The following is a 26,552-nucleotide window of genomic DNA, read 5'->3' on the forward strand; positions in this document are numbered from 1 at the left end:
GGCGCTTATCGGTTCAGGCGCTTGTCGATCAAGCCATCCACGACGCTCGGGTCCGCCAGGGTCGAGGTGTCACCCAGGCTGTCCAGTTCGTTGCAGGCGATCTTGCGCAAAATGCGCCGCATGATCTTGCCAGAGCGGGTTTTCGGCAAGGCTGGTGCCCATTGGATCAGTTCCGGCTTGGCAAAACTGCCAATTTCCTTGCTGACCAGGTGCAGCAGGTGCTTTTTCAATTCATCGCTGGGTTCGACACCATTCATTGGGGTCACGAAGGCGTAGATGCCCTGGCCCTTGACGTCATGGGGGTAACCGACCACCGCGGCTTCGGCGACCTGGTCATGCAGTACCAAGGCGCTCTCCACCTCGGCGGTGCCGATGCGGTGGCCCGACACGTTGATCACATCGTCGATCCGCCCGGTGATCCAGTAGTCGCCGTCTTCGTCGCGTCGTGCGCCGTCGCCGGTGAAGTAGTAGCCGGGGTAGGGTGTGAAGTAGGTATCGACCATGCGCTGTGGGTCGCCGTAGACACTGCGAATCTGCCCCGGCCAGCTTGATTTGATGGCAAGCACGCCGCTGCCGGCGCCGCTGAACTCCTTGCCTTGCTCATCCAGCAGTACCGGTTGTACACCGAACATCGGCTGGGTAGCACACCCCGGCTTGATCCGTTGGGCACTGACCAGCGGGCTGAGCATGATGCCGCCGGTTTCGGTCTGCCACCAGGTATCGACAATGGGGCAGCGCTGCTCGCCTACGGCGTTGAAGTACCAATCCCAGGCTTCGGGATTGATTGGCTCACCGACGCTGCCGAGCAGGCGCAGGCTGGCGCGGGAGGTATTCTCCAGTGGGCCGTGGCCTTCGCGCATCAAGGCGCGTAACGCGGTAGGGGCGGTGTAGAAAATATTGACCTGATGTTTGTCGATGACCTGCCAGAAGCGCGAGCTGTCCGGATAACTTGGCACGCCCTCGAACATCAACGATGTGGCGCCATTGGCCAGCGGGCCGTAGACGATGTAACTGTGGCCGGTGACCCAGCCCACATCGGCGGTGCACCAGAAGACTTCGCCTTCGCGGTAATCCAGCACGTACTTGAACGTCATCGCTGCTTGCAGCAGGTAGCCACCGGTTGTGTGCAACACGCCTTTGGGTTTGCCGGTGCTGCCGGAGGTATAGAGGATGAACAGCGGGTCTTCGGCGTCCATCGGTTCGGGCGGGCAGTTGTCGCTTGCGGCGTGCAGGGCCTGTTGATACTTGAGGTCTCGGCCCTCGTGCCAATGGACGTTCGCGCCTGTGCGCTCGACGACCAGTACCGTGCTGACGCCTGGGCAACTGGCCAATGCCTTGTCGACGTTCTGTTTCAACGCGACCGGCTTGCCGCCGCGTACGCCTTCGTCGGCGGTAATCACCGTGCGGCAGTCGGCGTCGAGAATACGGTCGCGCAGGGCGTCAGGAGAGAACCCGCCAAATACCACCGAGTGCACCGCGCCAATCCGAGTACAGGCCAGCATGGCATAGGCCGCTTCCGGGATCATCGGCATGTAGATGCACACCCGGTCGCCTTTCTTGACGCCACGGCTTTTCAACACATTGGCCAGACGGCTGACGTTTTGATGAAGCTGGCGGTAAGTGATGCTTGAAGATTTCGTCGGATCATCGCCTTCCCAGATGAAGGCCGGTTGATCGGCGCGTTGTGCCAGGTGGCGGTCGATGCAGTTGTAGCTGACGTTCAGCTGACCACCGGCAAACCATTGGGCGGCGCCGGTCTTGATATTTGACTGTTGGACGGTGTGCCAGGGCGTGATCCAGTCGAGGAAGTGCTTGGCCTGTTCGGCCCAGAAGGCGTCAGGCTGCTCGATGGATTGACGGTAGAGGCGCTGGTAGTCCTCTTGAGTGAGTTGCGCAGCCCGGCGGACGGCATCGGCGATGGGGAATGTGCTGATATCGAACATGAGCGGTCCTTATTCTTGTTTTTGCGACAAGCAATAAAGATGCACCCTGTGGTAGGAGGGTTCAAGGCCAACGTCCAAACGAACGTTGGCCTTGGGGGCTGCGTCAGCCGCGGTGGCGACCGCGGAAGTAGTTGATCAGGCCCTGGGTCGAAGCATCCTCGGCCGAGGTTTCTTCAGCGCCGGTCAGGCGGTTATACACGCCTTTGCCCAACTCTTTGCCCAGCTCCACACCCCATTGGTCGAAGGCATTGATGCCCCAGACAACGCTCTGTACGAATACCTTGTGCTCATACATCGCCACCAGCGCGCCCAGGCGACGCGGGCTGATGCGCTCGACCACGATGGTGTTGCTCGGACGGTTGCCCGGGATCACCTTGTGCGGTGCCAGCTTCTGTACTTCGGCCTCAGGCAAGCCCTTTTCGCGCAACTCGGCTTCGGCTTCGCTGCGGGTCTTGCCGAGCATCAGTGCCTGGCTTTGGGACAGGCAGTTGGCGTACAGCCACTGATGGTGGTCGGACACCGGGTTGAAGCTGACGATCGGCACGATGAAGTCGGCCGGGATCAGTTGGGTCCCTTGGTGCAGCAACTGATGGTAGGCATGCTGGCCGTTGCAACCTACGCCACCCCAGATCACCGGGCCGGTATCGGTAGAGACCGGCGAACCGTCCTGGCGCACGCTCTTACCATTGGACTCCATGTCCAGCTGTTGCAGATGCTTGGTGATGTTGCGCAGGTAGTGGTCGTACGGCAGGATCGCGTGGCTCTGGGCACCCCAGAAATTACCGTACCACACGCCCAGCAAGCCCAGCAGCACTGGCATGTTCGCTTCGAACGGGGCGTTCTGGAAGTGCTGGTCCATGGTGTAGGCACCGGACAGCAGTTCCTTGAAGTTGGACATGCCGATGGCCAGGGCGATGGGCAAGCCGATCGCGGACCACAGCGAGTAACGCCCGCCGACCCAGTCCCACATCGGGAAAATGTTTTCTTCGCGGATACCGAAGGCCACGGCCGCAGCGTTGTTGCTGGAGACGGCAATGAAGTGGCGATACAGCTCGGCTTCCGAGCCACCCTGGGCCAGGTACCAGGCGCGGGCGGCCTGGGCGTTTTTCAGGGTTTCGAGGGTATTGAAGGATTTGGACGAGACGATGAACAGCGTGGTCTCGGCGCGCAGCTTCATGGTCAGCTCGTGGAACTCGCTGCCGTCGATGTTCGCCAGGTAGTGGCAGCGCACACCTTTATGGGCATAGGACAGCAGTGCCTCGGAGACCAGCTCCGGGCCGAGGAAGGAGCCACCGATACCGATGTTCACCACGTCGGTGATCGGCTTCTCGGTGTAGCCACGCCACAGGCCGTCATGGATGCGGCCAACCAGGTCAGTGATCTGGTTCAGTACCTTGTGCACATCCGGCATGATATTCACGCCGTTCACCGACAGCTTGTCGCCCACCGGGCGACGCAGGGCGGTGTGCAGGGCAGGGCGGCCTTCGGACGAGTTGACCGGTTCGCCGGCGTACAGCGCGTCGATTGCAGCCTTGAGGTCGACTTCCTTGGCCAGTGCTACCAGCAGGTCACGGGTTTGGCTGGTGATCAGGTTTTTCGAGTAATCGAGGAAAAGCCCGCAGCTGCTCAAGGTGAACTCGGAAAAACGCTGCGGATCGGCATTGAACGCGTCGCGCATGCTGAAATCCTGCATGGCTTGGCGATGTTGAATGAGCGCTTGCCAGGCGGGCAGAGCGGTAACGTCATGAGGGGTGCGGTAGTACGCCATCGCTGCGGGTTTCCTTTTTATTACGGGGACTGCCTTTAGGACACTTCAAAATCCGGAACGTCCTGCCGTTTATCACGCGGTTGATTCCAGACAGCGCTAACCAAGAGCGCAGGGCGATTACATTAAACCTAGCGTGTCGATATGTCTTGGCTTTGTCTGTGCTGTGGCCGGTACTTTTTTATACCGGCACAGCCGTCGGGGCAACAGATGCGGGTTGAGCGGGGTCAGTCGAGGTTCAGGTGCAGGTTATCGATGAGACGTGTCGTCCCCAGATAAGCGGCAACCAGGACCACGACATCACGGTCCTCCGCCGTGGCTGGGCGCAGGTGCACACCTTGGCGAACCTCAAGGTAGTCCACCCGTAACCCGGCAGCTTCAATGTGCTGGATCTGCTCGGCACGAAGCTTGGCGAAATCGTGATTGCCGTCTTTGATAGCGGCAGTGATCAGGCTGAGGCTGCGGTGCAGCACCGGTGCAATCGCCCGTTGTTCTTCGGTGAGGTAACCGTTGCGCGATGACAGCGCCAAGCCATCGGCGGCGCGTACGGTCGGTTCACCGATGATTTGGATCGGCATGTTCAGGTCATGGACCATGGCGCGAATCACCGCCAACTGCTGGTAGTCCTTCTGGCCAAACACGGCCATGTCCGGTTGGACCATGTTGAACAGCTTGCTGACCACCGTGGCCACACCCTCAAAATGTCCAGGGCGACTGGCACCGCACAGGCCCTCGGACAACTGCGGGACGCTGACACGGGTTTGGCCGGTGGTGCCGCCTGGGTACATTTCCTCGACGGTTGGCGCGAACAGCAGGTTGCAGCCGGCCTGCAACAGTTTTTCCTGGTCGGCGGCCAGTGTGCGGGGGTATTTGTCCAGGTCTTCGCCGGCGCCGAACTGCAGTGGGTTGACGAAGATGCTCGCCACCACGAAGTCCGATTGCTGTGCGGCCTTGGTCACCAGAGTGGCGTGGCCGCTGTGCAGGTTGCCCATGGTGGGCACAAAGCCGATGCGTTTTCCGGCGCTGCGGGCGTGGGTCACGGCGGCCCGCAGTTCGCGTACGGTTTTAACGGTGTTCATGCAGAGAATCCGTGTTCGGTACCAGGGAAAGTAACGGCTTTGACTTCGCTGACGTAAGCGCTCAGTGCAGCATGAATGCTGTCCTGGCCTGCCATGAAGTTCTTCACGAACTTTGGTACGTGGCCGGTCATCGACAGGCCGAGCATGTCGTGCAGCACCAGCACCTGGCCATCGGTGGCGGAGCCGGCGCCAATACCGATCACAGGGATTTTGACGGCCTGGGTGATTTCTGCGGCCAGTTCGCTCGGCACGCATTCCAGCACAATCATCGCCGCGCCCGCTTGTTCCAGGGCAATGGCATCGGCGCGCATCTGGCGTGCCTGGGCTTCATTGCGGCCCTGTACTTTATAGCCGCCGAGGATATTGACCGACTGTGGCGTCAGGCCCATGTGCACGCACACGGGGACACCGCGTTCAGCCAGCAGACGGATCGACTCGGCGAGCCATACGGCACCTTCCACTTTGATCACGTGCGCGCCGGCTTGCATCAGTTTGCCGGCGTTCTGGAAGGTCTGTTCGACGGTGGCGTAACCCATGAACGGCAGGTCGGCGATGATCAAGGCGCCGTCGTTGCCACGCTTGACGCTGGCGGTGTGGTAGGCAAGTTCATCCGTGGTGACGGGCAGGGTGCTGTCATTCCCTTGAAGAACCATGCCCAGGGAGTCGCCCACCAATAACACTTCAACCCCAGCCTGGCAGCAGGCGTGGGCGAAGGTGGCGTCGTAGCACGTCAGCATGGTGATTTTTTCACCTTTGAACTTGAGGCTCTGCAAGGTGGTCAGGGTAACGTCTGGCATGAAAAGGGTCCTCGTTCAGGCGCTTGGAAACAGCGAGTAACGCGCGTGAGTCTTCGTTTATACAGGCGCACTGTCTTGAAAGCAGTGCTTATATGGCCTGGATTGCGCCCTTTAGCGCCGGGTTGGCGGCAGCGGGACGCCTATAGTCGTGATGAGGACACGGGAAGTCAATTGGATGTGTTACCGCATTGTTACGACTGGGGTGTTACCCGTGTTACTGATGCGATTGTAGGAGCGAGCTTGCTCGCGAAGAAACCATAGGCGCAGCGTTTAATCAGGCTGGGCGCGTTATCGTTGGCGATTTTCGCGAGCAAGCTCGCTCCTACAGGGGGAGGCGTTCCAGGCCGACGAATGGGCAGGCTTGAAGCAGGCCGCTGAGGCGTTGGCCGTCAGGCAACTGCAGGTCGGCAGGCGCCAGCTCAGCCAGCGGATACAGAACAAACGCGCGCAAATGCATCTGATAATGCGGCACTTTGAGGCGTTGTTCGTCGATCAGGCGATCACCAAACAGCAGGATGTCGAGGTCCAGCGTGCGTGGGCCCCAGCGCTCCAGGCGTTCGCGGCCCTGGTCATTCTCGATGGCTTGCAGTGCATCGAGCAGCTCCAGCGGCGCGAGGCTGCTGTCCAGGGCCGCAACCGCATTGGTGTAGCGCGGTTGGCCTGGGAGCAGGGAGTCACTTTGATAGAAGGCGGACACACCGGCGAGGGTGGTGCCTGGCAATCGCGCCAGAGCCTGGACGGCGCTGCGCAATTGCTGGTGCGGGGCAGCCAGGTTGCTGCCCATGCCGATGTAGATACGTTCCACGTTTATTCGCCTGCAGCGCCCGAAGCATCGGCGGCGCTGCGCTTGCGCTTGCTGCCACTGCGACGACGTTTTTTCGGCCCTTCGCCTTCGCCTTTGCTGCCCAGCTCGCGAATCATCTCGCGGCGCTCGCTGTCATTGGCGTCCTGATAGTCGGTCCACCATTCGCCCAGGCCGTCGGTCTGCTCGCCGGCGCTTTCGCGCAACAGCAGGAAGTCGTAGCCCGCCCGGAAGCGCGGGTTGTCCAGCAGCAGGTCGGCGCGTTTACCGCTACGGCGTGGCAGGCGCTCCTGCATGTCCCAGATCTCGCGGATCGGCAGGGTGAAGCGCTTAGGGATGGCGATGCGTTGGCACTGCTCGGCGATCAACTCGTGAGCGGCTTCCTGCATGGCCGGGATTGGCGGCATGCCACGGTCCTGCAGGCGCAGTACGCGTTTGGGCAAGGCTGGCCACAACAGGGCGGCAAACAGGAACGCCGGGGTCACCGGTTTGTTCTGCTTGATACGCAGGTCGGTGTTGATCAACGCTTCGCTGATCAGCGTGTGGGTGTACGTCGGGTTGTACTCCAGAGCCTCGGCGCTCGCCGGGAACAGTGGGTCGAACAACTGCAAGTCGACGAGCATCTCGAAGGTATCGGCGGCATAGCCCGACAGGAACAACTTGAGTACTTCTTCGAACAGGCGTGCCGACGGGATTTCCCGCAGCATCGGCGCCAACTCGCGAATCGGTGCGGCGGTGTGCTTCTCGATGCCGAAGTTCAGTTTGGCGGCAAAGCGCACGGCGCGCAGCATACGCACCGGGTCTTCCTGGTAGCGTTGCGTCGGATCGCCGATCAGGCGGATCAGGTTATTACGAATGTCGTGCACGCCATTGGCGTAATCGAGGATGCGCTCGCTGACCGGATCGTAATACAGGGCGTTGATGGTGAAGTCGCGGCGTTGCGCGTCCTCCTCCAAGGTGCCGTAGACGTTATCGCGCAGGATACGCCCGCTCTCGTTGCGGGAAGACTGGTTGGTATCTTCCTCTTCATCATTTTGCGGATGACCGGCGCGGAATGTCGCGACTTCGATGATTTCACGACCAAAATGGATGTGCACCAACTTGAAGCGGCGGCCGATGATGCGCGCGTTGCGAAACTCTGCGCGCACTTGTTCAGGCGTGGCGCTGGTGGCGACGTCGAAATCCTTGGGTGTGATATTGAGCAACATGTCACGTACGCACCCGCCCACCAGATAAGCCTGGTAGCCGGCGTTCTGCAAACGTTCGACGATGTTCACTGCATAACGGCTGAATTGAGCGCGTTGCAGTGAATGCTGGCTGCTATTGAGCACTTCAGGCGTGCTGCGTTTGTGCTGCGTTCGACGCAAGGGGGAACGGAAGGACTGGAACAACTTCTTCAGCATGGGATGCACTGTTTGAAGGAATGTTCGGCCATAACGAAGAATGACCGCATGATGGGCGGGGATTCTAGCATTTAGTCAGGGGATGGTGTAGGAACAAGCTACAGGCATTGCGCCATAAGCCTCTGAACGTCAAATGCCGGAAACTACAAGGGGAGCCGAAGCTCCCCCAGAAGTAGTTGCGTGCTCTATTTTTATTATTGATTTCGGGCTTCTTGTTTTTGTTGATCGCCCTCGCCATGAAGTTTTACCTTCATGACCCTCCCAATCGGGAGTCAAGAGCAAACGGATTGCTTTGGTCGCTGTGTTGCTGATCTACGATCCAACCAGTTCAGGCTCTGCCTTAGGGCAGTTTTTGTTGTTCTCGGCCTGGTTGCGGGGCAAGCCCCAAATGCAACGCCTCTCCAAAAGAATCAGTTAGCTGCGCCTCCGCCGTGTTGTTTTTGTTATGCGTGAGTCGATTCGTCTTATTTTTATTGTCTTGTACAAAGCTTGTTATTGTTTTTGTACTAAGCATATAGCAGGGTGCGTGCCAACTTTTGCGCCGACCAGCAAAACAAGGGGGTTGAGGCGTTTTCGGCGTTTTCAGGGCCGAAAAAAAGCCGGAGCTTCGTTACCGTAAGCCCCGGCTTTTGTTACGTAAAAATTCAGCGGTAACAGTTTTTTCACATCCGCGGGTGTTACCCGCTGGGGCGCACCCTCAACTTTCGCTGGTTACCCCGGTCTTGCGCCGTGGAATGCCCAGGCGCTGGCGCCGCTCCCACAGGCATTTGCGGCTTACGCCCAGCTTGCGTGCCAGTTCTGTCTCGGTCATATGGTCCTGATGCTCAAGGACGAAATGCTGAAAGTAATCTTCCAGTGACAAATCTTCCGTCGGCTCATGGCTGGTATTGTTGCCGCCCTGCTGTGGGGCCAGGCCGATGAAGTCGTCGTCTTCCAGGTCACTGAGCTCGATATCAATGCCCAGCAGCTCAGCGGAAATCTCCGGGCTTTCCGACAGAATCACCGCACGCTCGACGGCGTTCTCCAGTTCCCGCACGTTACCCGGCCACGAGTAATGCCGGATCGCCTGTTCGGCGTCTGAAGCAAATTTCAGGTCGGTACGGTTGATGCGGGCGCTCTGGCGCAACAGGAACGCATTGGCGATCTCGTTGACATCGGCGCCGCGCTCACGCAGGGCCGGCAGTTTGAGGGCGATTACGTGAAGGCGGTAATACAAGTCTTCACGGAATTGGCCGATCTTGGCCAGGCTCTTCAGGTCCCGGTGCGTTGCTGCAATCAGTCGAACATCGACCTTCTGCGACTGGACGGAGCCCACGCGACGAATCTCACCTTCTTGCAGCACCCGCAACAATCGCGCCTGGGCTTCCAGTGGCAATTCGCCGATTTCGTCGAGGAACAGCGTGCCGCCGTCCGCGGCTTCCACCAAGCCCGCACGTCCGGCGCTGGCGCCCGTGAACGCACCTTTCTCGTGGCCGAACAGTTCGGACTCGATCAGGGACTCGGGGATCGCTGCGCAGTTCACCGAGATCATCGGCGCCTTGGCACGCTTGGACAGGTTGTGCAGGGCGCGGGCCACCAGTTCCTTACCGGTGCCGGACTCGCCCTGGATCAAGACATTGGAGTCCGTCGGTGCCACTTTGCGGATCTTGCTGTACAGGTCCTGCATCGGCGGGCAGGAGCCGATGATGCCAATCTCGCCGTTGCTGTTATCGACCCCCGGTTTTTCGGCAGCGTTGCTACCTTTGCCGGTGGGGCGCTGTTCGGCGGGCGCACTGCTGGCCGATTGACGGTCGCGCAGGATGCGGGCCACGGCCTGGAGCATCTCATCATGGTCGAAAGGCTTGGCGATATAGTCCACGGCGCCCATCTTCATCGAGTCCACCGCCGAACGCAGGCTGGCGTAACTGGTCATGATCAGCACCGGGGTACCTTGGCCAAGCTTGATCAACTCGGTGCCCGGTGCACCGGGCAGGCGCAGGTCACTGACAATCAGGTCGAACGTGGGAATGCTGAATCGCTCTTGGGCTTCCTGCACCGAGCCGGCTTCGCTGACCTGGTACTGATTACGTTCAAGCAGGCGACGCAAGGCAGAGCGGATAATGGTTTCGTCTTCGACGATCAAAATGTGCGGCATTGATTCAATTCTCTCGACGGTCTCAGTTCACAGCGGACGTCGCTTCGACATGACGCGGCAAGGTCACCCGAATACGGGTGCCGCGTTGGCTTTCGATGTCAGCCGGGCTGTCGATGGTGATTTGTCCATAATGCTCTTCAACGATGGAATAGACCAGTGCAAGGCCCAGACCGGTACCTTCACCTGGATCCTTGGTGGTGAAGAAGGGTTCGAACAATCGGTCCTTGATGTTCTGTGGAATGCCGCTGCCTTCGTCTTCCACGATCAGGTCGATCGTGTGCTCGAAAGCCTCGCTCTTGACGCGTACAGCGCTGTGCGGCGGGGAGGCGTCGCGGGCGTTGGACAGCAGGTTGATCAGCACCTGCGCCAGGCGTTGGGAGTCGCCGTCGACCCAGTGATCCGGGTCGCACAGGTTGAAGAACTGTACTTCGAAATTGCGCCGGTTCAAGGCCAGTAGCCCGATTGCATCTTGCGCGACTTCTGCCAGGCATACCGCTTCGTCGTGATTCTGGTGCGCGCCGGCATGGGCGAAGCTCATCAGCGACTGCACGATGCGCGATACGCGCTTGGTTTGTTCGAGGATCTGCCCGCTGATCTCGGTGATTTCGCCGTCTTCTTCGCGCTCTTCGCGAAGGTTCTGCGCCAGGCAGGCGATACCGGTGATCGGGTTGCCGATTTCATGGGCTACGCCGGCCGCCAGGCGGCCAATACTGGCCAAGCGCTCGGAGTGCACCAGCTTGTCTTCGAGCATCTGGGTTTCGGTCAGGTCTTCCACCAACAGCACCAGGCCACTGTTGCCGGGGGCCAGAGGTTCGTCGATGGCCGCCTTGTGCAGGTTGAGCCAGCGGGTCTGGCCGTCGAGGGCCAGGTGCTGCTTGTGCAAATGTTCGTCGGGCAGGTTGATAAACCCCTGCAGCAATTCTTTCCATGGGTCGCCCAGGGTGTTCAGGCGCGAACCCACCACGCGCTGCGCGGCAATCCCGGTGAGTTCTTCCATGGCCTTGTTCCACATCAGGATCTCTTGGTCCTTGGCCAGGGAGCACACGCCCATTGGCAGTTCCTGCAGGGTCTGGCGATGGTAACGGCGCAGGGCATCGAGTTCGGCGGCCAAGCCGGTGAGGCGCGAGTGGTAATCCTCCAGCCGGCTTTCGATGAAGTGGATGTCTTCGGTGACATAGTTCTCGCCACCCGCCTTGTAGGGCAGGAAGGTTTCCACCATGTCCTGGGAAACGCTGGGGCCCATCAACCCTGACAGGTTGGCCTCGATACGGTCGCGCAAGCGGCGCAGTGCATAGGGGCGGCGCTCGTCAAACGGCAGGTAGAGGTCGCGCAATGCTTGCTCGACTTCCTTTTGTGCGGCCTTGGCACCGAGAGGTTTGGCCAGTTGCGTGGCGAACTCCTGAGGGGAGGCCGCATGCAGCTCACGGCGTTGCGGGCGGCGCACGTTATCTACCGCGCAGGCTTCGGCGGCGCTGGTTTCCTCAGGGCTTGCGTTGGTAAACAGCGAGATCAGGGTGAACATCAGTACGTTGGCGGCCAAGGACGCAATCGCCGCCATGTGCCAACTGGTGTCGTCCAGCACGTAAATCATGTTCAGCAAGGGGATGTAGAAACCCTGCAGATTACCGACCAGTGGCAGCAGCATCGTCACCAGCCATACCAGAATGCCTGCCAGCAGCCCGGCGATAAAGCCGCGGCGGTTGGCCGTCGGCCAATACAGTACCGACAACACGCCCGGCAAAAACTGCAAGGTCGCGACAAACGCCACGATGCCGAGATTGGCCAGGTCCTGTCCGGTGCCCAACAGCAGATAAAAACCGTAACCGGCCATGATGATCGCCACGATCAGTGCGCGGCGTGTCCATTTCAGCCAACGGTAGATATTGCCTTCTGCGGGGGGCTGGTAAAGCGGCAGCACCAGGTGATTGAGTGCCATGCCCGAGAGTGCCAGGGTGGTGACGATGATCAAGCCACTGGCCGCCGACAGCCCCCCGACGTAGGCGAGCAGTGCCAAGGCAGGGTTATTGGCGGCAATGCCGACACCAAGGGTGAAGTATTCGGGGTTGGTGGTGGCGCCCAGTTTCAGGCCGGCCCAGAGGATCAACGGCACGGCCAGGCTCATCAACAGCAAGAACAACGGCAGGCCCCAACTGGCGCTGACCAGCGAGCGTGGGTTGAGGTTCTCGGTGAACGTCATGTGATACATGTGCGGCATTACGATTGCCGAAGCGAAGAACACCAGCAGCAGCGTACGCCACGGCCCCTCTTGCAATGGCGTATGCAGGGCGGCGAGGGCGGTCTGGTTTTGCAGCAACCACAGTTCCAACTGTTGCGGGCCGTCGAACACACCGTAGAGCGCATAAAGGCCGACGCCGCCGATGGCGATCAGCTTGATGACTGACTCGAAGGCAATCGCAAACACCAGGCCCTCGTGTTTCTCACGGGTAGCGATATGGCGTGAACCGAAGAAAATCGTGAACAGCGTGATCAGTGCGCAGAAGGCCAGGGCGACGCGATGCTGCACGGGCTCGCGGGTCAGGATGCTGATGGAGTCTGCAACCGCCTGGATCTGCAGGGCCAGTAGCGGCAGCACACCGATCAACATGAAAATCGTGGTCAGCGCGCCGGCCCAGGTGCTGCGAAAGCGAAAGGCAAACAGGTCCGCCAGGGACGACAACTGATAGGTGCGGGTGATTTTCAGGATCGGGTACAGCAACACGGGTGCCAGCAGGAACGCACCGGACACTCCGAGGTAGCTGGAGAGGAAGCCATAGCCATACTGATAGGCCAGGCCCACCGTGCCATAGAACGCCCAGGCACTGGCGTACACCCCCAGGGACAACGTGTAGGTCAACGGATGGCGAATGATCGCCCGCGGAATCATTCCGCGCTCACTGATCCAGGCGACGCCGAACAACGCAGCCAGGTAGGCGGCGCTGATCAGCAGCATCTGGGTGAGGCTAAAGCTCATCGGCATCTTTTTGGCTCTGCAGGATGAAGGTCACGACGATCAGGATCAGCCACAGCAGATAAGGGCGGTACCAGGCGCCCGTGGCGTCGATCCACCAATCCATGATGGCGGGGGAAAACAGGTAGATCCCGACGACCAGCAGCAGGACCAATCGATAGATGTACATGTTGGCCTCTGATTGAAAAACTGCGGCGATGGTAACGGATGGCTGGCAAGCTGCAAGCGCCTTCAGCTCAATTGCGCTTCAGCCAGCGTGAGTGTGCGTGGGATCTGCAGCGCATCCCAGTGCTGGATGCCCCAATCCAGCAGTTCCCGTGGGCTGGCGTGAAGCAGCTCATCGCCCGGTTGCTGGCCGAGGGCACGCAATGCTCTTAACAGCAAAGGCGTGGCTTGGCCTTTCGTCAACGGCGGCGAGCGGTAGGATTTGCCCAACTTGTTACCGTCCGGCTGCACGATCAACGGCACATGCAGGTAGCGAGGCTGGCGCAAGCCCAGTAACTCTTGCAGATACAGTTGGCGTGGTGTGGAGTCCAGCAGGTCGGCGCCGCGCACGATATCGGTAACCCCTTGCCAGGCATCGTCGAGTACCACTGCCAATTGGTAGGCGTAGAGACCGTCGCGGCGGCGGATGATGAAGTCGCCTGAATCGCGGCCCAGATGCTGTCGGAACTCGCCCTGTACGCGGTCGGTAAAGTGGTATTCCAGCTCGGGTACGCGAAGACGGATGGCGGCGTCTTGCTGCGCATGTCCGGCGTTACGGCACAAGCCCGGGTAAATCCCGTTGTAGGGCTCCAGTTGCTTGCGCGAGCAGGTGCAGGCGTAGGCCAGGCCGTGGTTAAACAGGTCGTTCAGCACTTTGGCGTAGGCGTCATGCCGTTCGCTCTGCCTGACCAACTCCCCGTCCCATTCAAAGCCATAGCTTTCCAGGGCATGGAGGATCGCGGCCTGGGCGCCAGGTTCTTCACGGGGAGGGTCCAGGTCTTCCATGCGCATCAACCAACGGCCGTGGTGGGCGCGGGCATCGAGGTAGGAAGCGAGGGCGGCAACCAGGGAGCCGAAGTGCAAGTGGCCACTGGGTGTGGGGGCGAAACGCCCAATATAGGTAGAGGCTGTCATGGGGCCGGATACTACTGCAAAACCGGCAAACGCCAGAAACAAAAATGGGGCGTCTGCACGCCCCATTCGTTCAGCTCGGCAAGGATTACTTGCCGACCTGTTTTTCCTTGATTTCGGCCAAGGTCTTGCAGTCTACGCACAAGTCCGCAGTAGGGCGGGCTTCCAGGCGGCGAATACCGATCTCGACGCCGCAGGATTCGCACCAGCCATACTCTTCGTCTTCGATCAATTGCAGGGTCTTGTCGATTTTCTTGATCAGCTTGCGCTCGCGATCACGGGCACGCAGTTCGAGGGCGAATTCCTCTTCCTGGCTGGCACGGTCTGCCGGGTCAGGGAAGTTGGCTGCTTCGTCCTTCATATGGTCAACCGTGCGGTCGACTTCCTGCATCAAGTCCTGCTTCCACTGCTTCAGGATTTTGGAGAAGTGCTCGCGCATGGGCTTGCCCATGTATTCCTCACCCTTCGATTCAACGTAGGGTTGGAAGCCGCTGATGCTCTGTTGCTTTGCTTGGGTGGACATGAATAGACCGCCTCTCACTCTTCTAATCCATTGCGCAGGATTGCAACGTCACCGACACCTGCCGGCCCTGCGGCTGCAAGCGGGCGAACTTACCAGATAGATTCGGGGTGCGCCACTCCCGGTTGTCGAGGCCCATGATGACGGGGTTGCAAACAGCGGCAGCCCGCCATGGTTGGGTATGTCTTGCCTCGAATGTTGATTTTAGTCGTTTTACAAGCGCTTGCTGGGTTCCTCACGGGCGACCGAGCAGGCAATAGAGCATGTTTTACCGCGAGGGTTCGGTAGAATCCAGATTTTGTCCTCACCGTTTAAGGAAGGCTAATGGCTCAGCCCTACAGTGCGCGCAGTCGCGCCATCGAACCTTTTCATGTCATGGCGTTGCTGGCGCGGGCTAATGAGCTGCAGGCTGCCGGCCATGATGTGATCCATTTGGAAATCGGCGAGCCGGACTTCACCACCGCCGAACCGATCATCCAGGCTGGCCAGGCCGCGTTGGCCAACGGCAAGACGCGCTACACCGCCGCCCGTGGGTTGCCGGAGTTGCGCGAGGCCATCAGCGGTTTCTACCAGCAACGTTACGGTTTGAACGTCGATCCGCAGCGAATCCTGATCACCCCGGGTGGCTCTGGTGCCTTGCTGCTGGCCAGCAGCTTGCTGGTCGATCCGGGCAAGCATTGGCTGCTGGCAGACCCGGGTTACCCCTGCAATCGTCATTTCCTGCGGCTGGTGGAAGGTGCGGCGCAGTTGGTGCCGGTCGGCCCGGAAGTCCGCTACCAGTTGACCGCCGATCTGGTCGCCAAGCATTGGGACCAGGACAGCGTAGGCGCGTTGGTCGCGTCGCCTGCCAACCCCACCGGTACCATTCTCACACGGGATGAATTGGCGGGATTGTCCAGTGCTATCAAGGTGCGTAACGGTCATTTGGTGGTGGATGAGATCTATCACGGCCTCACCTATGGCGCCGACGCTGCCAGCGTGCTGGAAGTCGACGATGACGCCTTTGTCCTGAATAGTTTTTCGAAGTATTTCGGCATGACCGGCTGGCGCCTGGGCTGGCTGGTGGCGCCACCTGATGCGGTCGGTGAGTTGGAGAAGTTGGCGCAAAATCTCTACATCAGTGCGCCGAGCATGGCTCAGTACGCCGCATTGGCCTGTTTCACCCCGCAAACCCTGAGCATTCTGGAAGAGCGCCGCGCCGAGTTCGGCCGCCGTCGTGATTTCCTGCTGCCAGCATTGCGCGAGTTGGGGTTCGGTATCGCTGTCGAGCCGGAAGGGGCGTTCTACTTATATGCTGATATCAGCGCGTTCGGTGGTGATGCCTTCGCGTTTTGCCGTCACTTCCTCGAAACCGAACATGTGGCCTTTACGCCTGGGCTGGATTTCGGCCGTTATCAAGCGGGCCACCATGTGCGCTTTGCCTACACGCAAAACCTTGATCGACTACAAGAAGCGGTGGAGCGGATTGCTCGCGGCTTGCAGAGCTGGCAAGGCTGATGCGTTTTCATCCTCCCCTGGAAGCAGGGCGGCTGATTCGCCGCTACAAACGCTTTCTCACCGATATCGAAACCGTTACCGGCGAGTTACTCACTATTCACTGCCCGAACACGGGTTCGATGCTCAATTGCATGGTGGAGGGCGGCCAGGTCTGGTTCAGCCGTTCGGATGACCCCAAGCGCAAGTTGCCGGGTACTTGGGAAATCGCCGAGACGCCGCAGGGGCGGCTGGCGTGTGTCAACACGGCGCGCGCCAATCAGTTGGTCGAGGAAGCGTTGCATGCCGGGGTGATCGCTGAGCTCAACGGCTTTACAGCGTTGAAGCGTGAAGTGCCTTACGGCCAGGAGAAAAGCCGGATCGATTTTCGCCTGGATTACCCACAGGGGCTGGCCTATGTCGAGGTCAAAAGCGTCACTTTGGGCTTTGATGGCACCTCTGTGGCGGCTTTCCCCGATGCGGTGACCCAGCGCGGTGCCAAGCACCTGCGGGAGCTGGCCCACCTGGCTCGCGAAGGTGTGCGGGCGGTGCAGTTGTATTGTGTCAACCTGTCGGGAATCGATGCGGTTCGCCCAGCCGTGGAGATTGACGCCGGTTATGCCGCGGCGTTGCTTGAGGCCAAGGCTGCTGGTGTCGAGGTGTTGGCTTACGGTGTGCGGGTTACACCCGAAGAAATTTACGTCGAGCGCCGGTTGGATGTGCTGCTGGGCGACTAGAGTGCTACCCAAAGGCCCTGTTCGTCTTCGCGGCCGGGCAGGGCGGTGAGGCTTTGGCCGGCGCATGGGCCGGCGATACATTCGCCGCTCTCGATCAGAAACAGCGCGCCATGGGTAGCGCATTGGATCAGGCTGGCGCTGGCGTCCAGGAAGTGATCGGGTTGCCATTCCAGTGGGATGCCACGATGAGGGCAGCGGTTGACATAGAAGTAGGCAATACCGTCCCGGCGCACGGCCAACAGCTTGCAACCATTGATATCAAAACCGAGGCTGCTGTTGGGCCCTAGGGTATTGGAGGGGCAGAGAAACTTCATTTCAATCCTTAAGTGCCTTGACGTTCAAATGCAAACAATTATCAAATGCTTGTTTCGCCCGTCAGCTGACTGGGTGCTCAATACGATGCCAAGCAGTGCTGATCTGTCACATCGATGAGTGCTTGAGAGGCCCTGCCCTAGGAAGGAAACCCTGTTATGCGCCTGAGTACCAGCGCTATTGCGCTTGTTGTCGGACTGCTGGTCAACCACGGGGCTCAAGCCTCTGAACTGCCTCAACGCTGGGTCAGTGCCGGTGGGGCATTATCGGAGTGGGTGACGGCCTTGGGGGGAGAGTCGAAACTGGTGGGGGTCGACACCACCAGCCAGCATCCGCAGTCGCTCAAGGCGCTGCCGAGCATTGGCTATCAGCGGCAGCTGTCGGCTGAAGGCATTCTTAGTTTGCGCCCGCAAATCCTCGTGGGCACTGAGGAAATGGGGCCGCCCCCAGTGCTGGCGCAGATTCGCAGTGCCGGCGTGGAGGTGGACATATTCTCGGCCGAGCCGAATTTACCGACTTTGAAAGGCAACCTTCTACACCTGGGCACGTTGCTGGGCAGCGAGGCCAAGGCTGGCGAGTTGTTTGCCGGATATGAGCAGGCGCTGGACCAGCAGAAAGCCTGGGTGGCCAAAGCGCAGGCGACGCAAAAGGCACCGGGTGTGTTGCTGTTGCTCGGCCATGCGGGTGGCAAGCCGTTGATCGCGGGCAAGGACACGGCGGCCGATTGGATAGTGCAGCAGGCGGGCGGGCATAACTTGGCGACCCACAATGGTTACAAGCCGTTTTCAGTGGAGTCACTCGCCGGGTTGAGTCCTGATGTGCTGGTGTTTGCTGATCGCGCCCTCAGTGGCGACGCGGCACGTGCGGCGCTGTTCAAGGAAAACCCGATCCTGGCGTCGACGCCTGCCGCCAAGGCGGGTCGCGTATTTGAGCTGGACCCGACCCTTCTGGTCGGTGGGCTTGGGCCGCGTTTGCCACAAAGCCTGGCGAAGCTGGCTGCCGGGTTCTACCCCTCCCAGGCTAAATCTGCTCCATGACGACTTTGGTTAAACCGAAAACGCTGTTTATCGGACTGTCGCTGTTGTGTGTATTGGCGATCTGGCTCTCATTGGCGCTGGGCCCGGTCAGCCTGCCGTTGATGGACACGCTCAAGGCCGCTTTAAGGTTGATGGGGGTGCCGATTGAGGCGGCGGGTTTGGAGCAGGCTGAATTGATCCTGGGGCAGATTCGCCTGCCACGCACTTTGTTGGGGTTGGCGGTCGGCGGTGTCCTGGCATTGTCGGGCGTGGCGATGCAGGGTCTGTTTCGCAACCCGCTGGCCGATCCTGGGTTGGTCGGGGTGTCCAGTGGTGCTGCGTTGGGGGCGGCCGTGGCGATTGTCGGCGGCTCATTTTTTGGCGGGCTGCCGGAGGCATTCGGGCCTTATCTATTGTCGCTGTGCGCATTTTTAGGTGGCTTGGGCGTCACGGCGCTGGTTTATCGGCTGGGGCGTCGCAATGGGCAGACCAATGTCGCGACGATGCTGCTCGCCGGTATCGCCCTTACGGCACTCGCTAGTTCGATGGTAGGACTGTTTACCTACCTGGCCGATGACGCCACCTTGCGCACCCTGACATTCTGGAACCTGGGTAGCCTCAATGGTGCGAGCTATTCGCGTTTGTGGCCCTTGCTGTTGGTGAGCGCGGGCGTGGCGCTGTGGTTGCCGCGTCGGGCGAAGGCCCTGAATGCGCTGTTGCTGGGGGAGTCCGAGGCCAATCATCTGGGCATTGAGGTTGAAGGGCTCAAGCGTGAGCTGGTCTTTTGCACGGCCTTAGGTGTTGGCGCGGCGGTGGCTGCGGCGGGAATGATTGGCTTTGTCGGATTGGTGGTGCCGCACTTGGTGCGGCTGCTGGCGGGGCCGGACCACAGGGTGTTGTTACCTGCCTCGGTGCTGGCGGGAGCGAGTTTGCTGTTGTTCGCAGACTTGGTGGCGCGCTTGGCGTTGGCGCCGGCGGAACTACCCATCGGTATCGTCACGGCGTTTATTGGCGCGCCATTTTTCCTCTATTTGTTACTGCGAGGGCGCGCCTGATGCTGCGGGTGGAAGGGTTGCAAATCCGTCGCGGGCGTAAGACCGTGCTGGCGGACATTACCGTGGATCTGTTGCCAGGCGAGGTGCTGGGCGTGCTGGGGCCTAATGGTGCTGGCAAAAGTACCTTGCTTGGCGCGTTGTGCGGTGAATTGCCGCCCGATCAGGGCAACGTATGGCTGGATCAGCAAGAGTTGAAGCACTTGGGTGGGCCCCAACGAGCACGGCGTCTGGCGGTGTTGCCACAAACCTCAACCTTGGATTTTGCATTCCGTGTCGAAGAGGTCGTCGGTATGGGGCGCTTGCCCCATCAAACCGGACGCGTGCGTGACGATGAGATTATCAGCGCGGCGCTGCAAGCAGCCGATGTAGGGCATCTGAGTGGTCGTAGTTACCTGGCCTTGTCAGGTGGCGAGCGCCAACGTGTGCACCTGGCGCGAGTGCTGGCGCAGTTATGGCCGGGTGAGGCGGGGCAGACGTTGCTCTTGGATGAGCCGACATCGATGCTGGACCCTCTGCATCAACACACGACCTTGCAGGCGATCCGCAGCTTTGCCGATCGAGGGGCTGCGGTGTTGGTGATCCTTCATGACTTGAACCTCGCGGCTCGTTACTGCGACCGGATCCTGCTGTTGGAAGGTGGGCGTCCTCATGCATTGGATACCCCTTCAAAGGTACTGCAGCCTGAGCCGCTCAAGGCGGTCTTTGGTTTGGATGTGCTGGTGCAGCCGCATCCGGAGCGTGGTCATCCGCTGATCATTGCACGCTGAGCCATTTATTTGCAGATAAAAAAAGACCCGGCAAGAGCCGGGTCAAATAACCGTGATTAGCCTGATGAGGAGATAATCTGAGAGTCCGAACCAATGGTCTTTCAGTTATCGGCTGATCTCGCGATCAGTTGTGATAATCATAACGATTCTCATTTGAGAGTCAACACTTGTTTTAGGACACTCTTCAAATTTCCTCAGTCACGTCTTTGTAGTGCCCGTAAACATTGGGTCTTATCGCCAGATCTAATTCTTCTGCCGCGCTGAAATGGCCTCCAACTGGCGGTTCAGCGCCTCCTTGCGCTCCGTAGGAATGTCGTTCCAGTGAACATCCATCAATGCGCCTTCAATGGCATACAGCAGTACTTTCGATGCTCGAAACCCGCGAGTTCGCACGGCTCGGTAGGCATCGACCGCCCCCAGCCGGCGCAAGTCGGACGCGCTGTGGATGCCCACCGCGTGCAGCCACTGCGCCGACGTCTTGCCAAGGTTTTTCAGGTGTTGCAGCTCATCGTTCATCAAGCCTCCTTGCGACGGCCGAATGGTGCGGTGGGTATCGTGACCAGGCAAGCCTGAAAAAGAGTGTAGCGCTCAGTAGGAAAAGCGTGGTTCTTTGGCCAGGAACGGCTGAAAAGCTTATAAGAATGACGTCATCGGTTTAACGACATATAGGCGAAGCACCCGGTACGCTTAAGGCGTAGCCGGGGCTCAAGGTGCAGGGTTATTTGGTGCGGTAGCGCAGGCGCGTACCGAAGTTGACCGACATCAGGATCTCGTCGGCGGTCAGTTCGGGTGGGAAGTAAGTGCCAGAGATCTGCGCGTGGGCGAGGCTGGCGCCTTCCAGTGAGCTGTCGCGTAAATCCAGGCCGCGCAGGTCGGCAGAACGGAAATAGGCGTCAGTGAAGTCAATGCCCGTGGCGTTCAAGTCACGTAGATCCAACCCTCGAAAGTCGCCACTGCGCATGTCGATAACGCCGTCTTTAGGGCGTTCCTGGTTGAACCCGCGGATGTCGTCCTTGTGCAGGAGCGCGTAGAGCGGGGTATCAAGAAGCTTGGGCTGACTCATAATGGCGACTCCTGTTGGAATTATGACGCCATTATAGTGCCACTATTCTTGGGTCGCGCGCCCAACCAGACGACACGACCAAGAAATATTTCTTACAGGCCGGGTAGGCGTTGGCGAATCTGCGCGACCAGGGTGTCGAGCGTCCCGCTTTCATTGGTTTCCACGCGTTTGCTCAGCAGCAGCTCTTCGGCGGTCAGTGAATCACGATTGGCTTGTTGCTCTTCGATTACGGCGAGTGTTGCGTCGGACGGATCGTCTTTACCTGTCTGACGTTGTGCCAGCCAACTGGCGATGACGGCTTGAGGCGCGTTGCAGTCGAGGATCAGGAACGGCGCGCCTGTAGCTTCGGCGACCTGGGCTGCCGCGTCGCGCTGTTCGCGTTTCAAGAAGGTGGCATCCAGCACCACCGGGTAGCCGGCACGCAGCACAGTCTCGGCAATTTCGTTCAATCGTGCGTAGGTCGCGGCGCTGGCATCATGACTATAGATACCTGCCTGTGGCGTGTTCTCTACGTGCTGTTCGCCAAACAAGCGCTTGCGCTCCACATCCGAACGCAGTCGAACAGCGCCCAAGGCTTCTACCAGGCGCATGGCCACATGGCTTTTGCCTACGGCTGAAACACCATGGGTAATCGCCAGGAAACGCGACGGAATGGTGCTGTAGCTTTCCGCCAGGTTGGCGTAATTGCGGTACTGGCGCAGGGTAGTGGCGCGTTGCACTGGGCTCGCCTCGCTCGGCAGGCTGAAAAGCGCCACCTTCGCTCGGACTAGCGCACGGTAGGCTTTATAGAAGTTCAGCACTTCCAGGCCCTGATAGTCGCCGGTCAGTTCCAGGTACTGGCTGATAAAGCGGCGTGCAAGGCATTTCAGGCCGCGATCTTCCAGGTCCATAGCCAGGAAGCCGGTATCTGCGTACACGTCGGTGAAGCGAAAAGGCTCGTTGAACTCGATGCAGTCGAAGATCACTACGCGGCCATCAATCAGGGTGGCGTTGCCCAGGTGGATATCACCGTGGCATTCACGGGTAAACCCATTGAGCTTGCGCTGCTCCAGCAGCGGCTTGAGGCGTTCGAAGCTGCTTTCGGCCCAGGCTTGCAAGGCTTCAAGTTGTACCAGGTCAGCCTTGTCGCTGAGGAATGGGCGAATCTGATCGAAGTTCTGCCGTACCGGCGCCATCACCTCTTCCGGGGTGCCCGCCGGGTGAGCCTGGGGGACTTTCGGGGCGGTGAGGTGGAAATGGGCGATCTGCTTGGCCATTTCATCGATGTGCGCGCTGGTCAGTTCGCCGTTGGCTTGCAAGGTGCTGAGCATTTGGCTTTGCGGGAACTGGCGCATTTTCAGCGCGTATTCGATGACCGGGCCGTCGCCACCCAATTGCGGCGCTTCGGCAGTGCCGGTGATTGGCAACACTTCAAGATACAAATCTTCGGTCAGGCGCTGGTTGAGGCGTAGTTCTTCGCGGCAGAAATGGCCACGATCATTCAGGTTGGTGAAGTCCAGAAAACCGAAGTTCATCGGTTTCTTCAATTTATAAGCGTAGGGGCCCGTCAGGATGACCCAGGAAATATGGGTCTCGATGACTTGAAACGCTTCAACCGGATGAGGGTACAAAGCCGGGTTTTGCAGGGCGGCAATCAGGGACTGGCTCACGGGCGATCCTTCAAAGTCTGGGGGAAATCATGACGGGCATTATGGCTGCTGACGCCTGCTGTGCAAACCGCTGTCCGGCTCATGTTGATCATCAATAAAGTGCGTATAATCCGCCGCCATGACTCGAACCCGATCTCCCCGTTCTCGTAAAAAACCTCCTTCGCGCGGCATGCGGCCGTGGCTGGGCTGGGCGCTCAAGCTCGGCCTGGTCGGCCTTGTGGTGCTCGCCGGCTTTGCCGTGTACCTCGACGCCGTGGTCCAGGAAAAATTCTCCGGCAAGCGCTGGACCATTCCAGCCAAGGTGTATGCCCGCCCACTGGAGTTGTTCACCGGCCAGAAGCTGAGCAAGGAAGACTTCCTTACTGAACTCGATGCTCTGGGCTATCGTCGCGAACCTGTGAGCAATGGCCCGGGTGCCGCGGCTGTCAGCGGCAATACCGTCGACCTGAACACCCGTGGCTTCCAGTTCTATGAAGGCCTGGAGAAAGCACAGCCGGTGCGTGTGCGCTTCTCCGGCGACTACGTAGCCGAGCTGTCGTCGCTCAATGGCTCCAAACTGCCTGTGGTGCGCCTTGAGCCGTTGCTGATTGGCGGCATCTACCCGAAGAACCTGGAAGATCGCATCCTGATCAAGCTTGATCAGGTACCGCCGTATCTGCTGGAAACCCTGGTTGCTGTAGAAGACCGCGATTTCTACAGCCACTGGGGCGTTTCGCCTAAGTCGATTGCTCGCGCTATTTGGGTCAACACTTCCGGCGGCAAGATGACCCAGGGCGGCAGTACGCTGACGCAGCAACTGGTCAAGAATTTTTACCTGACCAACGAGCGCAGCCTGACCCGTAAGCTCACCGAAGCCATGATGGCGATGTTGCTGGAGCTGCATTACAGCAAGCAGGAAATCCTCGAAGCGTATCTGAACGAAGTCTTCGTTGGTCAGGATGGCCAGCGCGCGGTGCACGGGTTTGGCTTGGCCAGCCAGTTCTTCTTTGGGCAGCCGTTGTCCGAGTTGAAGTTGCATCAAGTTGCATTGTTGGTGGGGATGGTCAAGGGACCGTCCTATTACAACCCGCGTCGCAACCCGGAGCGTGCGCTCGAGCGCCGCAACCTGGTGCTTGATGTGCTGGAGCAGCAGGGCGTTGCCACCCCGGAACAGGTCGCTGCCGCGAAAAAAATGCCGTTGGGTGTGACAACCCGTGGCAAATTGGCTGATAGCTCATTCCCCGGCTTTATTGACCTGGTCAAGCGCCAGTTGCGGGAAGATTATCGCGATGAAGACTTGACCGAGGAAGGTCTGCGGATCTTCACCAGCTTTGATCCGATTCTGCATATGAAGGCTGAAGCGTCGGTCAACGACACCTTCAAGCGTCTGACTGGCCGCAAAGGCTCGGATGAAGTAGAGGCCGCCATGGTCGTGACCAACCCGGAAACCGGTGAAGTCCAGGCCATGATCGGCAGTCGCCAGGCCAGCTTTGCCGGTTTCAACCGTGCCCTCGACGCTGTGCGTCCGATCGGCTCGCTGGTCAAGCCGGCGGTTTACCTGACCGCCTTGGAAAAGCCGAGCAAATACACCCTGACCAGTTGGTTGTCGGATGACCCACTGTCGGTCAAGGGGGCCGATGGGCAGGTATGGACACCGCAGAACTTTGATCGTCGCTCCCATGGGACGGTGTTCCTGTACCAAGGTCTGGCGCATTCCTACAATATCTCCACCTCGCGTCTCGGCCTCGAAGTGGGCGTACCGAATGTGTTGAAAACCCTGGGGCGCCTGGGCATCACGCGTGAGTTCCCTGCCTTCCCATCGATGCTGCTGGGGGCGGGGGCCATGACTCCGATGGAAGTGGCCACTATGTACCAGACCCTGGCCAATGGTGGTTTCAATACACCCATGCGCGGCATTCGCAGCGTGCTGACCGCCGATGGCGAACCGCTCAAGCGTTACCCGTTCCAGATTCAGCAACGCTTCGACGCGGGCTCCATCTACCTGATCCAGAACGCCATGCAGCGCGTGATGCGCGAAGGTACAGGGCGTTCGGTCTACAGCGTGCTGCCGGCGAACCTGACACTGGCGGGCAAGACCGGTACCAGTAACGACTCGCGTGACAGTTGGTTCGCAGGCTTCGGTCAGGATGTCCTGGCCGTGGTGTGGCTGGGGCGTGACGACAACGGCAAGACACCGTTTACCGGCGCGACGGGAGCGTTGCAGGTCTGGACCAGCTTCATGCGCAAGGCTGATCCGTTGCCGCTCAATATGCCGCAGCCCGACAATATCGTGCAGGCCTGGATTGATCCCCATACCGGCCAGGGCTCCGATGCCAACTGTCCGGGCGCGGTGCAGATGCCGTATATTCGCGGCAGCGAACCACCACCCGGCGCCGCGTGCGGTGGCAGTGCCCCTGCTGATGCAGAGTCGGTGATGGATTGGGTCAAGGGCTGGATGAATTAAGCAAAGAGGGTTTCAAGTGAACAAGTTGTGGATTCCAGCTATTACAGCTCTGGCTTTGCTGAGCGGTTGCTCCAGTGTTCAGCGCGGTTCTATTCCCGTAGTGGACTCGAGCACAAGCGTCTCTAATAACGACCGCATTTCGGCTAATGGCGGCTTCCGTCAGACCGTGGTCAAGCGTCCTGCCCAAACCGCGACCCGAGCCGTGCCGCAGGACTCGGGCGTGGTTGTCATGGTCCCAGGCAGCGGTGCCGCGACCTCGGCGCCAATCAGTGCCGAACCTTGGACCCCCGGGCCAAGCACATCGGGGCCGATCGATTCCACGCCGATTCAAACGGCGCCGATCAACCAGGGCGCCTACAACATGCCGTCGACGCCGAGCGGTATTCCGTCGTCGTCCAACGCAGGTGGCCTATCCGCGGATGAGCAACTGGACGGCCCGGTACTGGCTTTGCTCACTACGGCTCAGCAGCAGCAAGCGGGGGGCGACTTGAACGGCGCCTCGTCGAGTCTCGAGCGTGCCCAGCGCGTGGCGCCTCGTGAGCCGCAAGTGCTGTATCGCCTGGCCCAGGTACGCATGGCCCAGGGGGACGCGCCGCAAGCGGAGCAATTCGCCCGCCGTGGCCTGACGCTAGCCAATGGCCGTCCCGACCTGCAAGCCAACCTGTGGGCCTTGATTGGCGATGCGCGCGCCGCCCAAGGTGACGCTGCGGGTGCCGCCCAGGCTCGGCAAAAAGCCAAGGTCAGCCTCTGATGGATGAGCGTTTTCCCGCGATTGCCGAACAATTATTGCTGATCGAGCGCGAATTGCGCGTGCAGGGCTGGTGGGACGAAGTGTCCCCTGGCGCCGTAGCGCTTAGCAGCGTGGAGCCCTTTTCGGTCGATACCCTGGACTTCCACCAGTGGTTGCAATGGGTCTTCCTTGTCCGCATGAAGCAGATCCTGGAGCAGGACCTGCCATTGCCGAATGCTTCGGGCATCCTTGAAATGGCCGAGATGGTCTACGCCGACCGTCCGCTGGAAAGCCTTGGCTTGCGTAATGCGCTGAAAAAGTTCGACCAACTGATCGTCGACGCTCGTTAATTGCCTGACTGCCGGGTTTTTCGGCAGTCTTGCGCATATTTCTACCGCTTGACGACATTCAGGCGAGTTTTATCCCTCCTCAAACCCTTTTCTTCTGCGTTCGCATGCGCTTAGTTGGAAAAAAGCGCAATTATTGCTTGACTTGAAGGGGCTGAAACAGAAGAATCCAAAGTCCGCTGTATCGGGACTGCCAGAAGCAGGCCCGCTCAGCAGATCATGAGGCGCACATCCGCGCCGACCTGTAACACCCGCAACGCGTTACCTCGCGCTGGGTGGGAAAAGCCCGCAACACTTGGGACGATCCCAATACTTGCTCAGTCAGTGCTGACGTAGTCGGCGACCACCGTCGCTCATGCTCTGTTGAGAAGTAAACCTATTAAGACCCGTCGGTTTCAACGGACGGTATTCTGGCGTTTTAGAGGTGAACAAC

23 protein-coding genes are annotated in these 26,552 nt (G+C 59.7%); 8 read left to right on the forward strand and 15 right to left on the reverse strand.

Features of this window, described 5'->3' with window-relative positions; genetic code table 11:
• Positions 1-5: 5 nt before the first annotated feature.
• The 11 genes from acs to dksA all read right to left on the reverse strand — a co-directional run bounded on the left by acs (position 6) and on the right by dksA (position 14,530).
• Positions 6-1,943 carry an acetate--CoA ligase gene (gene acs / locus M5B43_RS15010; RefSeq protein ID WP_248750837.1) on the reverse strand — a complete coding sequence of 646 codons (1,938 nt, stop codon included), beginning with the start codon at positions 1,941-1,943 and terminating at the stop codon, positions 6-8.
• Positions 1,944-2,046: 103 nt separating this feature from the next.
• A complete protein-coding gene (gene pgi, locus M5B43_RS15015; protein ID WP_248750838.1) occupies positions 2,047-3,711 on the reverse strand; it encodes a glucose-6-phosphate isomerase in 1,665 nt (554 codons plus the stop codon).
• A 224-nt stretch (positions 3,712-3,935) separates the two neighbouring features.
• The gene (gene panC, locus M5B43_RS15020; RefSeq protein WP_248750839.1) at positions 3,936-4,787 is read right to left on the reverse strand and encodes a pantoate--beta-alanine ligase; all 852 of its coding nucleotides are present in this window, start codon (positions 4,785-4,787) and stop codon (positions 3,936-3,938) included.
• Entirely contained in the window at positions 4,784-5,584 is an 801-nt protein-coding gene (gene panB, locus M5B43_RS15025; RefSeq protein WP_248750840.1) for a 3-methyl-2-oxobutanoate hydroxymethyltransferase, read from the reverse strand. The genes panC and panB overlap by 4 nt, the downstream gene beginning before the upstream one ends.
• Positions 5,585-5,906: 322 nt before the next feature.
• Entirely contained in the window at positions 5,907-6,389 is a 483-nt protein-coding gene (folK, locus tag M5B43_RS15030) for a 2-amino-4-hydroxy-6-hydroxymethyldihydropteridine diphosphokinase (RefSeq protein ID WP_248750841.1), read from the reverse strand.
• A 2-nt stretch (positions 6,390-6,391) separates the two neighbouring features.
• A complete protein-coding gene (locus tag M5B43_RS15035; protein WP_248750842.1) occupies positions 6,392-7,789 on the reverse strand; it encodes a polynucleotide adenylyltransferase PcnB in 1,398 nt (465 codons plus the stop codon).
• 697 nt (positions 7,790-8,486) lie between these two features.
• Entirely contained in the window at positions 8,487-9,923 is a 1,437-nt protein-coding gene (locus M5B43_RS15040; RefSeq protein WP_248750843.1) for a sigma-54 dependent transcriptional regulator, read from the reverse strand.
• A gap of 22 nt (positions 9,924-9,945) precedes the next feature.
• Positions 9,946-12,900 (reverse strand): sensor histidine kinase, encoded by a 2,955-nt coding sequence (locus M5B43_RS15045; protein WP_248750844.1) that lies wholly within the window; start codon positions 12,898-12,900, stop codon positions 9,946-9,948.
• Positions 12,884-13,060 carry a hypothetical protein gene (locus M5B43_RS15050; RefSeq protein ID WP_003176118.1) on the reverse strand — a complete coding sequence of 59 codons (177 nt, stop codon included), beginning with the start codon at positions 13,058-13,060 and terminating at the stop codon, positions 12,884-12,886. The genes M5B43_RS15045 and M5B43_RS15050 overlap by 17 nt, the downstream gene beginning before the upstream one ends.
• 62 nt (positions 13,061-13,122) lie before the next feature.
• The gene (gene gluQRS, locus M5B43_RS15055; protein ID WP_248750845.1) at positions 13,123-14,010 is read right to left on the reverse strand and encodes a tRNA glutamyl-Q(34) synthetase GluQRS; all 888 of its coding nucleotides are present in this window, start codon (positions 14,008-14,010) and stop codon (positions 13,123-13,125) included.
• Positions 14,011-14,095: 85 nt separating this feature from the next.
• Positions 14,096-14,530, reverse strand: a complete 435-nt coding sequence (dksA, locus tag M5B43_RS15060) for an RNA polymerase-binding protein DksA (RefSeq protein ID WP_005791430.1) — start codon at positions 14,528-14,530, stop codon at positions 14,096-14,098.
• Positions 14,531-14,851: 321 nt separating this feature from the next.
• Here dksA and M5B43_RS15065 point away from each other — a divergent pair, with 321 nt between their 5' ends.
• Both M5B43_RS15065 and sfsA read left to right on the forward strand, forming a co-directional pair.
• Positions 14,852-16,024 (forward strand): pyridoxal phosphate-dependent aminotransferase, encoded by a 1,173-nt coding sequence (locus M5B43_RS15065; RefSeq protein ID WP_248750846.1) that lies wholly within the window; start codon positions 14,852-14,854, stop codon positions 16,022-16,024.
• Complete coding sequence (gene sfsA / locus M5B43_RS15070) at positions 16,024-16,737, forward strand: DNA/RNA nuclease SfsA (protein ID WP_248750847.1); 714 nt, start codon at positions 16,024-16,026, stop codon at positions 16,735-16,737. The genes M5B43_RS15065 and sfsA overlap by 1 nt, the downstream gene beginning before the upstream one ends.
• On the opposite strand, the gene M5B43_RS15075 is transcribed toward sfsA, so the two are convergent.
• A complete protein-coding gene (locus M5B43_RS15075) occupies positions 16,734-17,051 on the reverse strand; it encodes a Rieske 2Fe-2S domain-containing protein (protein WP_248750848.1) in 318 nt (105 codons plus the stop codon). The two genes, sfsA and M5B43_RS15075, sit on opposite strands and share 4 nt — an antisense overlap.
• A 156-nt stretch (positions 17,052-17,207) precedes the next feature.
• Here M5B43_RS15075 and M5B43_RS15080 point away from each other — a divergent pair, with 156 nt between their 5' ends.
• The 3 genes from M5B43_RS15080 to M5B43_RS15090 are packed head-to-tail and all read left to right on the forward strand — an operon-like array spanning position 17,208 to position 19,887.
• Positions 17,208-18,086: an ABC transporter substrate-binding protein gene (locus tag M5B43_RS15080; RefSeq protein ID WP_248750849.1), complete on the forward strand. Its 879-nt coding sequence runs from the start codon at positions 17,208-17,210 to the stop codon at positions 18,084-18,086.
• A complete protein-coding gene (locus M5B43_RS15085; protein WP_248750850.1) occupies positions 18,083-19,120 on the forward strand; it encodes an iron ABC transporter permease in 1,038 nt (345 codons plus the stop codon). Before M5B43_RS15080 ends, M5B43_RS15085 begins: the two co-directional genes overlap by 4 nt.
• On the forward strand, positions 19,120-19,887 hold the full coding sequence (locus M5B43_RS15090) for a heme ABC transporter ATP-binding protein (RefSeq protein ID WP_248750851.1): 768 nt from the start codon (positions 19,120-19,122) through the stop codon (positions 19,885-19,887). The genes M5B43_RS15085 and M5B43_RS15090 overlap by 1 nt, the downstream gene beginning before the upstream one ends.
• Before the next feature lie 243 nt (positions 19,888-20,130).
• On the opposite strand, the gene M5B43_RS15095 is transcribed toward M5B43_RS15090, so the two are convergent.
• From M5B43_RS15095 to M5B43_RS15105, 3 genes are all read right to left on the reverse strand, one after another.
• On the reverse strand, positions 20,131-20,403 hold the full coding sequence (locus M5B43_RS15095) for a TfoX/Sxy family protein (protein WP_138813831.1): 273 nt from the start codon (positions 20,401-20,403) through the stop codon (positions 20,131-20,133).
• Positions 20,404-20,605: 202 nt separating this feature from the next.
• A complete protein-coding gene (locus tag M5B43_RS15100; RefSeq protein ID WP_248750852.1) occupies positions 20,606-20,950 on the reverse strand; it encodes a pentapeptide repeat-containing protein in 345 nt (114 codons plus the stop codon).
• A 92-nt stretch (positions 20,951-21,042) separates the two neighbouring features.
• Positions 21,043-22,599 (reverse strand): bifunctional aminoglycoside phosphotransferase/ATP-binding protein, encoded by a 1,557-nt coding sequence (locus M5B43_RS15105; RefSeq protein ID WP_248750853.1) that lies wholly within the window; start codon positions 22,597-22,599, stop codon positions 21,043-21,045.
• Positions 22,600-22,717: 118 nt separating this feature from the next.
• On the opposite strand from M5B43_RS15105, the gene mrcB reads away from it, so the two are divergent.
• From mrcB to M5B43_RS15120, 3 genes are read left to right on the forward strand one after another with little or no spacing between them, the layout of a single operon-like run.
• A complete protein-coding gene (gene mrcB, locus M5B43_RS15110; protein ID WP_248750854.1) occupies positions 22,718-25,042 on the forward strand; it encodes a penicillin-binding protein 1B in 2,325 nt (774 codons plus the stop codon).
• Positions 25,043-25,058: 16 nt separating this feature from the next.
• Positions 25,059-25,793 (forward strand): hypothetical protein, encoded by a 735-nt coding sequence (locus tag M5B43_RS15115; protein ID WP_248750855.1) that lies wholly within the window; start codon positions 25,059-25,061, stop codon positions 25,791-25,793.
• The gene (locus M5B43_RS15120) at positions 25,793-26,122 is read left to right on the forward strand and encodes a YqcC family protein (RefSeq protein WP_248750856.1); all 330 of its coding nucleotides are present in this window, start codon (positions 25,793-25,795) and stop codon (positions 26,120-26,122) included. Before M5B43_RS15115 ends, M5B43_RS15120 begins: the two co-directional genes overlap by 1 nt.
• The last annotated feature ends 430 nt before the right edge of the window (positions 26,123-26,552 follow it).

The organism is Pseudomonas sp. MWU15-20650, assembly GCF_023242475.1.
Classification (GTDB): Bacteria; Pseudomonadota; Gammaproteobacteria; order Pseudomonadales; family Pseudomonadaceae; genus Aquipseudomonas.